The following is a 14,142-nucleotide window of genomic DNA, read 5'->3' on the forward strand; positions in this document are numbered from 1 at the left end:
GATGAGTGCTCACGCTGGTGTAGCTCAGTTGGTAGAGCAGCTGATTTGTAATCAGCAGGTCGGGGGTTCGAGTCCGTCCACCAGCTCCAATTACATATGGAGGAGTTCCCGAGTGGCCAAAGGGGGCAGACTGTAAATCTGTTGTCGACGACTTCGATGGTTCGAATCCATCCTCCTCCACCAAGTAAAACGGTGATCTTGAAAAAGATCGCCGTTTTATTTTTTTGCCGCCCAAATTAACCAGCCGTTAATCTCCGGGCGGTTTTCTGTCGTCCTTCTCTCTTGTGGCCCCTTCCCGCCTCTGCTATCATGAAGAAAAAGGAGGGACTGCTATGAAGATAAACGACGTCATCCGGACCCGCCGTCAGGCCCTTGGCCTGACCCAGGAGGCCCTGGCCCAGCGGCTGGGGGTCTCTGCTCCGGCAGTGAACAAGTGGGAAAAGGGACTCAACTACCCGGATATCACCCTGCTGCCGGTGCTGGCCCGTACCTTAGGGGTGGACCTAAACACGTTGCTCTCCTTCCAGGAGGATCTCAGCGACCAGGAGATCGGGGCATTTCTCAACACCCTGGCCCAGGACAAACTCCGGGACTTTCCCAACAACGACCGGCTGGCTTACAGCGTAGCCGGTATGCTGGAAGGGCTGGACGTTCTCTTTGCTTCCGGCGATACCCGGCCGCCCCTGCAGGAGACCGCCTTTCAGCTGTACCAGCGCTGCGCCGGGAGCGCCGACCCACAAATTCGGGAGGCCTCCGCCTGCCGCATGGCTGCCCGGTGTATCCACCAGGGAGACACCGAAGAGGCCGAGAGGTGGCTGACCCATCTCTCCCCCTCCCACCCCCAGAGAGGGGAGCTCACCGCCTCTCTGCGGCGGAAGCAAGGCCGGCAGGAGGAGGCCTGGACCCTGCTGGAACAGGAGCTCTTCTCCCGGGCTCACAGCCTGGAGACCCTTCTGCTCCACCTGTTGGACCTGTCTTTGGAGGAAGGGGACCAGGAACAGGCCCAGGTGTTCTGCCAGGCCGCAGAAAACACCGCCGCCGCCCTGGGCCTCTCGGACTACGCAGCCCTGTCCGCCCCTTTGCAGCTGGCCATGGTCCAAAAGGACGGCCCCAAGGCCCTGACGCTGCTGGACCGGCTGCTGCACAGCCTCTCCCACCCATGGGTCCCTGCCCTCTACCGCCACCTGCCCCGCAAGAACGAGACAGAGGAGACCCTACCCCTTCTCCTGCGCCCCCTGCTGGACCAGCTCCAGCAGGACCCGGACTACGCCTTCCTCCGGGCGCAGCCGGGATACGACGCTGTGATCTCCCCCTACCGCGCCCTGGTCACCGGCCCACAGTAAGAACGAAACATATCACTTGATAGTAGAACATTTGTTCTACAGACATGAGGATAGCACAGGCTTTGTCCTCCTGTCAACGACACCGCCGTTCTCCTTTCCGCCCTGCCTCCTTTTTTCCGGACAAGTGCATAGAAGGAAAAATTATCCTTTTTTCTGTCCCAGCCATTGATTTTCTTTCGCCACTTTGCGATAATAAACGAGATCAGTTGAAAGGAGAGCTTAGCCATGAAGCAGTTGATGATTTCCCTGAGCCGGGAGACCGGCAGCGGCGGCCATAAAATTGCAGAAGCCTTGGCCCAGCGCTTTTCCCTGCCCCTGTATGATAAAAATATCCTCACGGAGATCGCCGAAAGCCGGGACCTGGATGAGAACCTGCTGCGCAAGTATGAGGAAACCTCCAAAAACCGGCTTCTCTCCCGGCGCATCCGTGGTCTGAGCAACTCCGCCCAGGACGGTCTGGCCGGGATGCAGTTTGCCTTCCTGCGGGACAAGGCAGAGTCCGGCGCCTCCTTCGTGGTGGTGGGCCGCTGCGCCGAGTACGCTCTCCAGGCCTACCCCGGTCTCATCTCCCTGTTCATCTCCGGCGACCTGGACGCCCGCCTGGCCTATCTCCAGAGCCTGTACCAGTTCTCCGAGAGCGAGGCCATGGATTACCTGCGCAAGCACGACAAGAACCGCAGCTCTTACCACAACGAGTACTCCCCCGCCAAGTGGGGCGAGGCCGACACCTATGATCTGCTGATCAACTCCTCCCGCCTGGGGATCGACGGTACCATCGACTTTCTGGAGCAGTACATCCGCGCCCGGATCGCCAAGGCCGAGGAGGCATAATCCCAAATACGCCAAGCGGCACAGAAGCTCATGCTTCTGTGCCGCTTTTTTCGTTCTGTTTCAGAAACTCTTTCAGGTAGAGGATGGCCTGGCGATACCCCTCCAGGCCCAGGCCCATGTAGGTTTTGATGCAGGCCCGCCCGGCGTAGGACACCTGGCGGAACTCCTCCCGCTGGGAGACGTCGGAGATGTGGACCTCCACCGCCGGCAGGGCCACTGCCTTCAGGGCGTCCAGGATGGCCACGCTGGTGTGGGTGTAGGCGGCGGGGTTAATGACGATGCCGTCCACCGTTCCCAGGGCCGCCTGGATCTTATCCACCAGGACACCCTCATGGTTGGACTGGAAGACCTCCACCCCGATCCCTTCCTGGGCGCAGGTGTCTTCCACCAGCTTCACCAGAGCCTTGTAGTCCTGCTTGCCGTAGAGGTCGGGCTCCCGGATGCCCAGCAGGTTCAGGTTGGGGCCGTTAATCACTAAAATGTTCATAGGCTTTCTCCAGGGTCTTGGCCACCGTTTCCGGGGCGGCGTCGTTGGCCACGGTGATGTCCGCAAACCGGCGGTACATGGGCAGGCGGATGGTGTACATATCCTGCAGGTTCCCCCGCAGGGAGAGAGGACGGCCCTTCTTGGGCAGCTTGGACAGCTCCCGCTCCAGGAAGAACATGACCCCGTTCTGGTGGAGCGCCGGGTAGTTCTCCGGACGGGTAACGCAGCCGCCGCCGGTGGCGATCACCAGGCCGGACTCCTTCCCCAGGGCTGCCAGCAGGCTGGTCTCCTGGGCCCGGAAGGCGCTCTCTCCATACCGGGTGATGTAGTCGCCTACCGGCATTTGCAGCACCCGTTCCAGCTCCTTGTCGCAGTCGACGAAAGGCCGGTCCAGCAGACGGGCCAGCTCCTTGCCCACGGTGCTCTTGCCGCAGCCGGGCATCCCGATGAGGATGCGGTTCTCCTTGCTCCGGCGCAGGGCGCTGTAAGCCTCCTTGGTGCGGATGGCAGGGATGGTCGTCCCGGTGAAGATCTGGGCCGCACACCGGGCCTGCTCAGCCAGCATGTAGAGGCCGCCCAGAGTGGGGATCTTCAAGGCCTCCGCCTGCTGCATGAGGGCGGTGCGGGCGGGGTTATAGATAAGGTCCAGCACGCCCTGGCACTGGGGAAAGTCCCGCAGGTCCACCGGGGAGGCCGCAGTGTGGGGATACATGCCCACAGGGGTGGTGTTCACCAGAATCTCCGCATCCTTGTGGCGGGAGAGGTTGTCGTAGTTGTTCTCTCCGCTCCGGGAGATCACCACCACTTCCCGGGCGCCCAGCTTCCGCAGCACATACTGCACCGTGAGGCTGGCGCCGCCGGAGCCCAGCACCAGGCACTTCCGGCCCCGGACCCCCATACGGCTCTTCCAGACCATGCCTTCAAAGCCTGCTGCGTCAGTGTTGTCCCCCAGCAGGCGTCCGCCCGGGGCCTTCACCACCGTGTTCACGCTGCCGATCTCCTGGGCCGCCGGGGTGAGCTGGTCACAGATGGCGGTCACGGTGGTCTTGTAGGGAATGGTTACGTTGATCCCGTGGAAATCCCGCTCCCGGAGAAAGTCACCCAGGGCATCCGGGGCGACCTCAAAGAGCTCGTAGTCATAGTCGCCAAAGAAGGCGTGGAGTTCCGGAGAATAGCTGTGTCCCAGCTTTTCCCCCAGCAGTCCGCATCGCATCAAATCACCTCACTGTAGCTGCCCAGGTACTGGAATTCCTGGCTGATGGTACTCAGGTCGTCGATCATCCGGATGAACTCCTCGGAGTAGACCGAGGTCTCCAGGTCGAAATAGAACATGAACTCGAACTCCCGGTCAGGCAGGGGGCGGCTCTCCAGCTTGATGAGGTTCAGGCCCAGGGTGTAGAACCGGGCCAGCACCTGGTACAGAGCGCCCGGACGGTGGGGCAGCACCATCATAAGGCTGGTCTTATCTGCGCCGGGGTAGATCTCCAGCTTCTTGGAGATGCAGATGAACCGGGTGTAGTTGTTGCTCCGGTCCTGGATGTCTGCGGCCAGCCGCTCCAGGCCGTAGAGGGCCACGCAGTTGTAGGAGGCAATGGCCGCCACATCGGTCCTCTGGGACTGGTCCACCGCTTCGGCGGCAGCGGCGGTGTTCTCACAGGGGGTCACCTTCACGTCCTTACCCAGCTTTTCCAGGAAGCTGCTGCACTGGCTGATGGCCTGGGGGTGGGAGAAAATTTCCTTCACATCCTCCAGCTTGGTGCCCTTCTTGGCCACCAGGTTGTGGTCCACCTTCAGGCGGGTGGAACGGACGATCTTGAAGCTGTGGCGAAGCATCAGGTCGTAGACCTGCTTCACCGATCCGGCGGTGCTGTTCTCCAGGGGGAGGACACCGTACTGGCAGAAGCCATTCTCAATGGCGGAGAACACGCTGTCGAAGCTGCCGAAATACATCACCTGGGGGTGCTTGAAAAGCTTTTCACAGGCCAGCTGGGAGTAGGCGCCCTCCACCCCCTGGCAAGCCACTGTGGCAGAGGGAGGGAAGAGATTGGGGGTCTGGTCCATGCTGGCTGCGATCTCCTGGCGCAGAGGAGAGGGCTGGGGCCGCAGAGAGCTCTGGTAGCTCCGGCTCACCTCAAAGAGGATGGACCACAGGGCGTAGCCATACTGCTCCATCTCCGGGGGGAGCTGGGCGGCGATGTCCGCCAGCTTCTGCCGCTCCCGGGCAGGGTCCAGCACAGGCAGCCCCTGTTCCTGCTTGGTCTTGCTCACCTGGGCCACCACCTGCATCCGCTGGGCGAAGGCTTGGACCAGGGTCTGGTCTATCTCGTCGATCTGTTTTCTCAGGTCTTCTAACTGCATGGTTATCGGCTCCTTTCCTTCTGCTCCAGCAGAGCGTCGTAAATGGCAATGGCGGCGGCAGCCTCCACACAGGGGACTGCCCGGGGGACGATACAGGGGTCATGGCGGCCCTTGATGACCAGCGTAGTCCCCTCTCCCCGGGAGAGGCTGACGCTCTCCTGGGGCGTTCCGATGGAGGGAGTGGGCTTCACCGCCGCCCGGAACACCAAAGGCATTCCGCTGGTGATCCCTCCCAGGATACCGCCGGCGTGGTTGGTGCGGGTGCGCACCTGGTCCCCCTCCATATAAAAGGGATCGTTGTTTTCGCTGCCTCGGAGATGGGCGACGGCAAACCCCGCCCCAAACTCCAGGCCTTTCACCGCCGGGATGGCAAAGATCAGCCGGGCGATCCGGTTCTCCATGCCGTCCAGCATGGGGTCCCCCAGCCCGGCAGGCAGGCCCGTGACCCCGCATTCAATGACCCCACCCAGGGAGTCCAGGTCCGCCCGGGCCTGGGCGATGGCCTCCTGCATGGCCTGCCCCGCTTGGGGGTCGTTCACCGGAAACCGGCTCTGGCCAGGGGACAGCAGGTCCTCCGGCTGGAGGGCCACCGGGTCATAGGGCCGGTCAGGGATGCCGCCGATGGCGGCAATATGGGCCCCTACCTGGATGCCCTGCCGGGCCAGGATCTGCTTGCAGATCCCCCCGGCGATGCACAGGGGGGCGGTAAGACGGCCGGAGAAGTGGCCCCCTCCGGCGGCGTCCTGAAAGCCGCCGTACTTCTTCTGGGCGGTGTAGTCTGCGTGGCCCGGGCGGGGAATATCCCGCAGGTTGGCGTAGTCGCCCGACCGGGTGTTGGTGTTGCGGATGATGGCGGTGAGGGGAGACCCGCAGGTGTACCCTTCCGAGAGGCCCGAAAGGATCTCCGGGACATCCCCTTCCTTCCGGGTGGTGGACCAGACCCCGCTCCCCGGGGCCCGGCGGGCCAAAAAGGCCTGTAACTCGTCCAGATCCACCGCCTCCCCGGCGGGCAGGCCGTCCATAGTCACCCCGATGGCCGGGGCGTGGGACTGGCCAAAGATAGAAACGGTCAGGCGACCGTAATAGATGCTGCTCATACTGCTCCTCCCCTTCTTACGGCTGGCGGGTCACGGTCTTTCCCATGGCCTCCAGGTGATCCCAGAAGGCAGGGTAGGACTTGTCCACCGCCTGGGCTCCGGTGACCGTCACTTGTCCCTGGCAGAGCACCGAGGCCACCGCCGCCGCCATGACGATCCGGTGGTCTCCGGCGGCGTCCACAGTCCCGCCGGTCAGCGAGTGGCCGCCGGTGATCACCAGCCCATCCTCCCGCTGCTCGACCTGACCGCCCAGGGCGTTCAGGGTGCGGGCGGTGGTCTCCAGCCGGTCCGATTCTTTCAGGCGCAGCCGGGCCGCCCCGGTGATCCGGGTCACCCCAGGCAGGCCTGCGGCGGCTGCGGCCAGCACCGGCACCAGGTCGGGAATATCCCGGGCGTCGATTTCTGTGGGCTGTCCGGTGCCCGGCGCGGTGCGGATCGCCTTCTCCTTCCAGTCCACCTGGGCTCCCATCCGGGCCAGCACCTGGGCAATGCCCCGGTCTCCTTGCAGGGAGGCTTTCTCTACCCCGGTCACGGTGACGCCGCTGCCCCCCAGGGCCCCCATACAGAGCCAGGGGGCGGCGTTGGACCAGTCCCCTTCCACGGTCACCGTGCCGGGGCTGGTGTAGCCTCCGGGGGCAATGATCCAGCCGTCCTGGGTAGGAACGGGCCGGACCCCAAAGGTCTTGAGGGCGTCCAAAGTCAGGTCAATGTAGCCAGCCGATTCCAGGGGACCCTGCACATGCAGACGGCTCTCTCCCGGCAGCAGGGGCAGGGCGAAGAGCAGGCCGGAGATGAACTGGGAGGACACATCCCCCGGCAGGGTGTAGTCCCCCGGCCGGAGCTGGCCCTGAATGGCCAGCTGCTTCCCCCCGGCGGTACGCTTGATGGTGCAGCCCCCTTGGGTGAGGGCTTCTTCCAGGGGCCCCATGGGCCGCTGGCCCAGCCGTCCTTCCATGGGGAAGACGGCAGAGGCACCCAAGGCCCCGGCCACCGGCAGGAGAAAACGCAGGGTGGACCCGCTCTCTCCGCAGGGAAGCAGGCAGGGCTTCTCTCCCAGAGGCCGAGGGATGGGATGCACCAAGTATCCCTCTTCCTGGCCGCTGATCTCTGCCCCCAGGCCCGTCAGGCACCGCAAGGTGGCGGTGATGTCCTGAGAGGTCCCGCTGCACACCACCGTGGTAGGTGTCCGGGCCTGGGCGGCGCAGATCAGCAGCCGGTGAGCCGCCGACTTGGAGGGGATGGCCTGACAGGTGCCCGACACCGGGCCGGGCGAAATGGTCACGTTCATTGGGCTGCCCCCTTTGTAATCCAGTCTTCCAGCTGGCGCACCGGGACCCGGTGCAGGACGCTCCGGCCCCAGGCCGTAGGCACCACCAGCTGGATGGTATCCCCGGTCCGCTTCTTGTCGGACAGGGTCTTTTCGTAGAGTTCTGCGGAGGAGTAGGCGGTCTCCACCGGCAGGTCGTAGCGTTGGAGCAGGCGTTTCAGCCGGGGCAGCACCTCTGCCGGGCAGAGGCCGAAAGCCGCCGCTCCGCCGGTCACCAGGGCCATGCCGATGGCCACTGCCTTGCCGTGGGACAGAGTATAGCCGCTGCACGCCTCAATGCCGTGGCCGATGGTGTGGCCCAGGTTCAAAAGCTGCCGGGCCCCGGTGTCAAACTCATCCTGCTCCACCAGGTCCCGCTTCATGGCGATGCACCGGGCCACGATCTCCTCCGGGTCCTGACGGAAGGTGCCCTGCTCCAGCTTGGCCAGCAGGTCCGGGCCTCCGATCATCCCGTACTTGATGACCTCCGCGCAGCCGTCGGCGAAGGTCTCCGGCGGGAGGGTATCCAGGGTGTCCAGGTCGCAGAGGACTCCCAGGGGCTGGTAAAAGGCCCCGGCCAGGTTCTTGCCCCCTTGCAGGTCAATGGCGGTCTTGCCCCCCACGGAGGCATCCACCGCCGCCAGCAGGGTGGTGGGCAGCTGGAGAAAGCCGATGCCCCGGAGGAAGGTGTCCGCGGCAAAGCCGGTCAGGTCTCCCACCACGCCGCCGCCCAACGCCACCAGGCCGTCAGTGCGGGTGATCTGTTCCCGGGCCAGAAACTCCAGCAGGTTCAGATAGGTGGCCCCGTTCTTCGAGGCCTCTCCGGCGGGGAAAACGAAGGTACACACCCGGAATCCTTCCCCTTCCAGGGCGTCCTTCACCCGGTCCAGGTAGAGGGGGGCTACGTTGCTGTCGGTGACGACGGCGGCGGACCGGCCCTTTAGCAGCCGGGCCGCCTCTTTTCCCACCTGGGCCAGCAGGCCCCGCCCAATGGTAACGTCATAGGTCCGGGAGGCCTTTACGGTTACTGTGGTCATCGTCCGTCTACCTCCTCCTTGATCCGGCGGCCCTCCTCCAGCAGTTGCCGCAGGGCAGGAAAATCTTCCCCGGCAATGGCTGCGCGGTACTGGGCCAGATGCTCCATGAGGGTGTCCAGCTCAAAGAGCAGGTTGTCCCGGTTTTCCAAAAAGAGCTCCGCCCACATGTCCGGGTTCAGCCAGGCAACCCGGGTCAGGTCCTTGTAGCTGCCGGCAGAAAATCCCTCGTGGGTCCGGGCGGTGGGGCTCTTAATATAAGCGTTGGAGACGATATGGGCCATCTGCGAGGTGAAGGCGATCCGTTTGTCGTGCTCCTCGGCGGTGGTGATGGACACCCGCCCGAAGCCCACCGGCTTTAAGAGGGTCTTGGCCTCGTCCAGCAGGCGGATATCGTCAAAGCGGGGGGGCACCAGCACCATGGGGGCCCCGTCAAAGAGGTCCGCCCTGCTGTACTTGAAGCCGGAGTTGTGGGTCCCCGCCATGGGGTGGCCCCCCAGGAAGCGGAAGCCATACTGCTCCGCCAGGGGGAAGACCCCCTGGCACACCTTCTCCTTGGTGCCGGCGCAGTCGATCACCATGGTGTGCTTCGCCAGCAAGGGAGCCAGCTTCTCCATGTGCTCCACCACCGCCTCGGGATAGGTGGCCAGCAGGAGCAGGTCCAGGGACGGCAGGTTCTCCCGGGTGAGAGGGCCATGGATGGCCTGGGCCAGCTGGGCAAACTCCGTGATGGAGGGGTCTGCGTCCCAGCCCAGCACGGTGATGCCTTCCTCCCGGCGGAAGGCCTTGGCCAGGGACCCGCCAATGAGGCCCAGGCCGATGATGCCTACGGTCATTCTGCCATCGCCTCCCGAATCTTGAAGATCTTCCGGGCGGTTTGGGCGAACTGGTCAGGGGTGAGGGACTGAGCGCCGTCGCACAGGGCATGGGGCGGGTCGTTGTGGACCTCGATCATGATGCCATCTGCTCCGGCGGCAGCGGCAGCCAGGGCCATGGGCTCCACCAGGTTGGCGTGGCCGGTGGCGTGGCTGGGGTCCACCACCACAGGCAGGTGGGTCAGGCCCTTGAGCACCGGCACCACCGACAGGTCCAGGGTGTTCCGGGTGTAGGTGGACTCATAAGTGCGGATGCCCCGCTCGCAGAGGATCACGTTCTCGTTGCCGCTGGCCATGATGTACTCTGCGCTCATGAGCAGCTCCTTGATGGTGCCTGCCAGGCCCCGCTTCAGGAGGATGGGCTTGTCGGTCTTACCCAGCTCCTTGAGCATGTCGAAGTTCTGGGTGTTCCGGGCGCCCACCTGGATCACGTCCACCTCTTCGAAGAGGGGCAGGGTGCGGATGTCCATAAGCTCAGTAACGATGGGCAGGCCCGTGGCCTTCTTGGCCTCCAGCAGCAGGCGGATGCCCTCTTCTCCCAGGCCCTGGAAGTCGTAGGGAGAGGTGCGGGGCTTGAAGGCGCCTCCCCGCAGGAAGGCAGCGCCCGCCTTCTTCACCTCCTGGGCTACGAAGGTGATCTGTGCTTCGGTCTCCACCGAGCAGGGGCCGGCAATGAGGGCGAAGTTGCCCCCGCCGATCACCGCCGGACCCACCCGGATGACCGTGTCGTCGGGGTGGAACTTCCGGTTCACCGCCTTGAAGGGGTCAGACACCCGGGTGACCTTTTCTACAATGTCCAGGCTCTGGAGCATCTCCATATCCACCTTATCCGTGTTGCCGATGAGGCCCAGCACGGTGTGCATCTCACCATGGGAAACGTGGACTCCCAGGTTCTGCTCTTCCAGCCAGTGGATCAGGTGCTCTGTGCGCTCCGGGGAAGCGCCGGGTTTCAGTACTGCAATCATGGTAATATCTCCTTTCCTGCCTTTCGCACCCGTTCCGGGGCGGAACCAATCCATACAAGAAACGCCACACAGAACGGAATCTGCGTGGCGCGTCACAATCTTTCTTACCTCAAAAAGAAGGGGCTTTTTCTCCAGCACAAATTGCCATTACTTTATTCCCTTGCCGTTCATAAAGTAATAGTAGGTGAAGATGGCTGCGCTATGCTCTTTTTTGGTCAGATGTTTCATGGCGGCCCATTCCTTCCTTTTGGTTGGCCTCATTGTAACACGCTTCTTCCCATCCGTCAAGTATAATTTAAGCATTTTAACTTCATAAGTTTTTACTTCTTTTCTGTGTCTTCGGAGCGGAGACCATCTTCAGTATACCAACCCTCTCTCCAATTTCGCAAGGAAAACCCGTCTTCTCCTACAAAAAGCGCAGGGAATTTATCGTTTCTGATAGAATCATCCCGGCATTTATGATATACTTTAATTACCTTCATCCTGTAAACCATAGTATTCTTAACAAGGAGGGACCCCCATGAAAAAACGAACCCTTTCTCTTTTCCTCTGCTGCGCCTTCCTCCTGCTTCTCCTGTCTGCCTGCGCCGGCGGCAATGCAGGGGAAATCGCAGGCAAAGTCACCGCCACCCAGACCAAGGAGGGCGGCGGGGTCTCTGCCTTCCTGGTGGAGCCCAATCCGGCCACCGAACAGAAGAAGCCCGTGGCCATCCTGATCTCCAACCTGACCGACTTCCTGTCCCCTCTGAACGATCTGGACCCCCTGGATTTCGTCGACGGTCTGATCCAGGACGTGGCTGTAACCGTGACCTACAACCCCGCCAGCTCTTCCAAGGTCACCTTAGATGGGACTGAGGTCAAGGCCTATGAGGCCACAGAAGTGATCATCACCGGCTACCGCACCGACAAAACCACCACCCTGAAAGACGGCACCACCCTGACCCTCTGGCAGTACACCAGAGCCACCGGCTACGCTCTGGAGGACGGCACCGAGCTGCTGGTGTGTGGAGACACCCAAGGGCCCGAGAATACCTCCAACGCCCAGAGCGACTGCTTCGAGGACATAACCCCCGCCGCCCAGAAGGCGGTCTCGGCCTACTATCAGGAGCAGGGCCCTCTGTACGACCTGCCCGCCCAGCTGGAACAGGCCTATGAGGCCTATCGCCAGACGAAGGACCCCAAGGCCTTCCCCTACTATCTGGCCCAGGCAGTGGTCCCCACTGCCTCCAACGACACCCTGCTCTGCTTCCAGACTGTGGTGACCTTCCCCATCGACGGGAAAACCTCCTACGAGCAGCAAACCAGCGCCGTCTTTGACCGGAACACCGGAGAGCAGATCGATATCACCTCTCTCTTCACCTGTCCCAAGGAGGAGCTGGGCTCCCGGCTTCTGGACATTTCCACCGTCTCCGATCCCACCCTCCGGGAGGAGATGGAGAAGGCCTTCCGGCCAGACTATATCATCTTCTTCCCAGACTGCATCCGCCTCTCCTTCCCCCAGGGCACCCTTCCCAGCCAGGAACACACCTTCCTCTGGGATATCGACTACAAAGGCGAGCTCTCCAAGCTCATGGAGCCCTGGGCCATCCCCAAGGCCCCGGACAAGGGGTAAGCCGCTGCACCGAACCCTTTCGCAAAATAAACAAGACCCGGGCATGGCGTTGGCCATGCCCGGGTCCTTATTGTTTCTACGTTTGGGTGCCGTCAGGTCATTTTCTCCTGCTTCACCTTTTTGTCGATCACGTGGCGGGAGGCCAGTTCCTTCCGCACGTCGTCCAGAGAGATGCCCAGCTGGAGCATGAGGACCATCACGTGGTAGGCCAGGTCGGCGATCTCGTACACGGTCTCCTTCTTGTCCTCGGCCTTGCCGGCGATGATGACCTCAGTAGATTCCTCACCCACCTTTTTCAGGATCTTGTCAATGCCCTTATCAAAGAGGTAAGAGGTGTAGGACCCCTCCTTGGGGGAATCCTTCCGCCCCTGGAGCATCTCCATGAGCCCTTCCAGAGAGAAGGCGCTGTTCTCCTCGCTCTCCCACAGCAGGTTGTGGAAGCAGGACTCCGCGCCGGTGTGGCAGGCGGGGCCTTCCTTGTTGACCCGCACCACCAGGGCGTCGTAGTCGCAGTCGGCGGTGATGTCGATGATGTGCTGCACTGCCCCGGAGGTCTCGCCCTTCCGCCACAGTTCCTGCCGGGAGCGGCTCCAGAAGCAGGTGCGCTCCTCCTTGATGGAGATCTCCAGGCTCTCCCGGTTCATATAGGCCAGGGTGAGCACCTGGCCGCTGGTCCCGTCCACCACAATGGCGGGGACCAGACCTTTTTCGTCAAACTTAACCTGATCCAAATCGATCACGGGTCGTCCCTCCTTATCGTACCAGAATTCCGTTCTTCCGCAGCTCTGCCTTCAGGTCGGGGATGGTAATTTCCCCAAAGTGGAACACCGAAGCAGCCAGGCCCGCGTCCACCCCGGGCAGGGTCTGGAAGAGGCGGGTAAAGTCCTCCTTCTTCCCGGCGCCGCCGGAGGCGATCACCGGGACCTTCACGGCGCTGCACACCGCTTCCAGCATCTCCAGGTCAAAGCCGCCCTTGACCCCGTCGGTGTCGATGGAGTTTACCACGATCTCCCCGGCGCCCAGGTCCACGCAGCGCTTGATCCATGCGATGGCCTCCATGCCGGTGTCGTCCCGGCCGCCCCGGCCGAAGACCCGGAACTGGCCATCCACCCGCTTAATGTCCGCGGAGAGGACCACGCACTGACTGCCGTACCGCAGGGCGGCCTCCCGGATGAGGTCGGGGTTGCGGATGGCCCCGGAGTTGACGCTGACCTTGTCGGCCCCGCACTTGAGCACCCGGTCAAAGTCCTCCAGGGTGTTGATGCCGCCCCCTACGGTCAGGGGAATAAACACCCGGCTGGCGGTCTCCCGCAGGATGTCGGTAAAGAGGCTCCGGCCCTCGGCAGAGGCAGTGATGTCGTAGAACACCAGCTCGTCCGCCCCGCTTTTGGTGTAGTACTCGGCCAGAGCCACAGGGGAGCTCACGTCGCTGAGCCCCTCAAAGTTGACCCCCTTCACCACCCGGCCGTTCTTCACGTCCAGGCAGGGGATGATGCGTTTGGTAATCATGGCGCGTCCTCTCCTTCCGCTGCGGCAATGGCCTGGGCCAGGTCAATGGCGTCGGTGTAGTAGGCCTTGCCGATGATCGCCCCGGCGGCCCCCGCCGCCTTCAGCGCCCGAATGTCCTCCAGGGAGGACACCCCGCCGGAGGCAATGATATCCATGGAGAACCGCTGGGCCAGGGTCCGGTACAGGTCCCGGTTGGTGCCCCGCATGGCCCCGTCCCGGGAGATGTCCGTGCAGATGATGGTCCGGACCCCCAGCTTCTGCATCTTTTCCAAAAAGACCTCCCAGGTGTCCTGGCTGGTCTCCAGCCAGCCCTTGATGGCCACTTTTCCGTCCTTCAGGTCGGCGCCTACGGCGATCTTCTCCCCGTACTCCGCCACCGCCCGGGCGGTGAAGCCCGGGTCGGTGACCGCGGCAGTTCCCAGGATCACCCGGCTGGCCCCGGCCTCCAGATACTGCCGGACCGTGTCCATGGTGCGGATGCCGCCGCCCACCTCAATGAAGAGACCGGGCACCGCTGCCAGGCGGGAAATGGTGGGCAGGTTCGTGGTTTGGCCGGTCTTGGCCCCTTCCAGGTCCACCAGATGCAGGTGGGTAGCCCCGGCCTCCTGGAACTTCCGTACCGTGTTCATGGGGTCCGGGTCGTAGACGGTCATCTGGTTGTAGTCCCCCTGGTAGAGGCGGACCGCCTGACCGCCAAAGAGGTCAATGGCAGGAAAAATAATCAT

At 62.9% G+C, this 14,142-nt stretch carries 14 protein-coding genes and 2 tRNA genes; 5 read left to right on the forward strand and 11 right to left on the reverse strand.

Going from position 1 to position 14,142, the window contains the following annotated elements:
* The first annotated feature begins 13 nt into the window (after positions 1-13).
* From SOR61_RS08915 to SOR61_RS08930, 4 genes are all read left to right on the forward strand, one after another.
* Positions 14-89: transfer RNA gene (locus SOR61_RS08915), tRNA-Thr, on the forward strand.
* A 9-nt stretch (positions 90-98) separates the two neighbouring features.
* Positions 99-183, forward strand: a tRNA-Tyr gene (locus SOR61_RS08920).
* Positions 184-332: 149 nt separating this feature from the next.
* Entirely contained in the window at positions 333-1,343 is a 1,011-nt protein-coding gene (locus SOR61_RS08925; RefSeq protein WP_320612309.1) for a helix-turn-helix transcriptional regulator, read from the forward strand.
* 225 nt (positions 1,344-1,568) lie between these two features.
* Positions 1,569-2,174, forward strand: coding sequence for a cytidylate kinase-like family protein (locus SOR61_RS08930; protein WP_320612310.1), 606 nt, complete (start codon positions 1,569-1,571; stop codon positions 2,172-2,174).
* A gap of 28 nt (positions 2,175-2,202) precedes the next feature.
* Here the strand turns inward: SOR61_RS08930 and aroQ are convergent, their stop codons facing one another.
* Genes aroQ through aroF form a run of 8 tightly spaced genes read right to left on the reverse strand, consistent with a single transcriptional unit; the run spans position 2,203 to position 10,296 of the window.
* Positions 2,203-2,661, reverse strand: a complete 459-nt coding sequence (gene aroQ, locus SOR61_RS08935; protein WP_320612311.1) for a type II 3-dehydroquinate dehydratase — start codon at positions 2,659-2,661, stop codon at positions 2,203-2,205.
* Positions 2,642-3,874, reverse strand: coding sequence for a shikimate kinase (locus tag SOR61_RS08940; protein WP_320612312.1), 1,233 nt, complete (start codon positions 3,872-3,874; stop codon positions 2,642-2,644). Before SOR61_RS08940 ends, aroQ begins: the two co-directional genes overlap by 20 nt.
* Positions 3,874-5,019, reverse strand: a complete 1,146-nt coding sequence (gene pheA, locus SOR61_RS08945; RefSeq protein ID WP_320612313.1) for a prephenate dehydratase — start codon at positions 5,017-5,019, stop codon at positions 3,874-3,876. Before pheA ends, SOR61_RS08940 begins: the two co-directional genes overlap by 1 nt.
* Positions 5,020-5,021: 2 nt before the next feature.
* Entirely contained in the window at positions 5,022-6,116 is a 1,095-nt protein-coding gene (gene aroC / locus SOR61_RS08950) for a chorismate synthase (protein WP_320612314.1), read from the reverse strand.
* Positions 6,117-6,132: 16 nt separating this feature from the next.
* Positions 6,133-7,404, reverse strand: coding sequence for a 3-phosphoshikimate 1-carboxyvinyltransferase (aroA, locus tag SOR61_RS08955; RefSeq protein ID WP_320612315.1), 1,272 nt, complete (start codon positions 7,402-7,404; stop codon positions 6,133-6,135).
* On the reverse strand, positions 7,401-8,459 hold the full coding sequence (gene aroB / locus SOR61_RS08960) for a 3-dehydroquinate synthase (RefSeq protein WP_320612316.1): 1,059 nt from the start codon (positions 8,457-8,459) through the stop codon (positions 7,401-7,403). The genes aroA and aroB overlap by 4 nt, the downstream gene beginning before the upstream one ends.
* A complete protein-coding gene (locus tag SOR61_RS08965; RefSeq protein WP_320612317.1) occupies positions 8,456-9,292 on the reverse strand; it encodes a prephenate dehydrogenase in 837 nt (278 codons plus the stop codon). The genes aroB and SOR61_RS08965 overlap by 4 nt, the downstream gene beginning before the upstream one ends.
* A complete protein-coding gene (gene aroF / locus SOR61_RS08970; RefSeq protein ID WP_320612318.1) occupies positions 9,289-10,296 on the reverse strand; it encodes a 3-deoxy-7-phosphoheptulonate synthase in 1,008 nt (335 codons plus the stop codon). The genes SOR61_RS08965 and aroF overlap by 4 nt, the downstream gene beginning before the upstream one ends.
* A gap of 520 nt (positions 10,297-10,816) precedes the next feature.
* On the opposite strand from aroF, the gene SOR61_RS08975 reads away from it, so the two are divergent.
* Positions 10,817-11,908 (forward strand): hypothetical protein, encoded by a 1,092-nt coding sequence (locus SOR61_RS08975; protein WP_320612319.1) that lies wholly within the window; start codon positions 10,817-10,819, stop codon positions 11,906-11,908.
* 92 nt (positions 11,909-12,000) lie between these two features.
* Here SOR61_RS08975 and hisIE read toward each other — a convergent pair whose 3' ends face one another.
* From hisIE to hisA, 3 genes are read right to left on the reverse strand one after another with little or no spacing between them, the layout of a single operon-like run.
* Positions 12,001-12,648: a bifunctional phosphoribosyl-AMP cyclohydrolase/phosphoribosyl-ATP diphosphatase HisIE gene (gene hisIE, locus SOR61_RS08980; RefSeq protein WP_407066531.1), complete on the reverse strand. Its 648-nt coding sequence runs from the start codon at positions 12,646-12,648 to the stop codon at positions 12,001-12,003.
* A gap of 13 nt (positions 12,649-12,661) precedes the next feature.
* Complete coding sequence (hisF, locus tag SOR61_RS08985; protein WP_320612320.1) at positions 12,662-13,417, reverse strand: imidazole glycerol phosphate synthase subunit HisF; 756 nt, start codon at positions 13,415-13,417, stop codon at positions 12,662-12,664.
* On the reverse strand, positions 13,414-14,142 hold the full coding sequence (hisA, locus tag SOR61_RS08990) for a 1-(5-phosphoribosyl)-5-[(5-phosphoribosylamino)methylideneamino]imidazole-4-carboxamide isomerase (RefSeq protein ID WP_320612321.1): 729 nt from the start codon (positions 14,140-14,142) through the stop codon (positions 13,414-13,416). The genes hisF and hisA overlap by 4 nt, the downstream gene beginning before the upstream one ends.

Source organism: Evtepia sp. (assembly GCF_034090835.1).
In the GTDB taxonomy this organism is placed as follows: domain Bacteria; phylum Bacillota; class Clostridia; order Oscillospirales; family Oscillospiraceae; genus Evtepia.

Coding starts and splice junctions, on each gene's coding strand:
- SOR61_RS08975 (WP_320612319.1), top strand. CDS start 10,817: ATGAAAAAACGAACCCTTTCTCTTTTCCTCTGCTGCGCCTTCCTCCTG.
- aroF (WP_320612318.1), bottom strand. CDS start 10,296: ATGATTGCAGTACTGAAACCCGGCGCTTCCCCGGAGCGCACAGAGCAC.
- pheA (WP_320612313.1), bottom strand. CDS start 5,019: ATGCAGTTAGAAGACCTGAGAAAACAGATCGACGAGATAGACCAGACC.
- aroQ (WP_320612311.1), bottom strand. CDS start 2,661: ATGAACATTTTAGTGATTAACGGCCCCAACCTGAACCTGCTGGGCATC.
- SOR61_RS08940 (WP_320612312.1), bottom strand. CDS start 3,874: ATGCGATGCGGACTGCTGGGGGAAAAGCTGGGACACAGCTATTCTCCG.
- SOR61_RS08965 (WP_320612317.1), bottom strand. CDS start 9,292: ATGACCGTAGGCATCATCGGCCTGGGCCTCATTGGCGGGTCCCTGGCC.
- hisA (WP_320612321.1), bottom strand. CDS start 14,142: ATGATTATTTTTCCTGCCATTGACCTCTTTGGCGGTCAGGCGGTCCGC.
- aroA (WP_320612315.1), bottom strand. CDS start 7,404: ATGAACGTGACCATTTCGCCCGGCCCGGTGTCGGGCACCTGTCAGGCC.
- SOR61_RS08925 (WP_320612309.1), top strand. CDS start 333: ATGAAGATAAACGACGTCATCCGGACCCGCCGTCAGGCCCTTGGCCTG.
- aroB (WP_320612316.1), bottom strand. CDS start 8,459: ATGACCACAGTAACCGTAAAGGCCTCCCGGACCTATGACGTTACCATT.
- SOR61_RS08930 (WP_320612310.1), top strand. CDS start 1,569: ATGAAGCAGTTGATGATTTCCCTGAGCCGGGAGACCGGCAGCGGCGGC.
- hisF (WP_320612320.1), bottom strand. CDS start 13,417: ATGATTACCAAACGCATCATCCCCTGCCTGGACGTGAAGAACGGCCGG.
- aroC (WP_320612314.1), bottom strand. CDS start 6,116: ATGAGCAGCATCTATTACGGTCGCCTGACCGTTTCTATCTTTGGCCAG.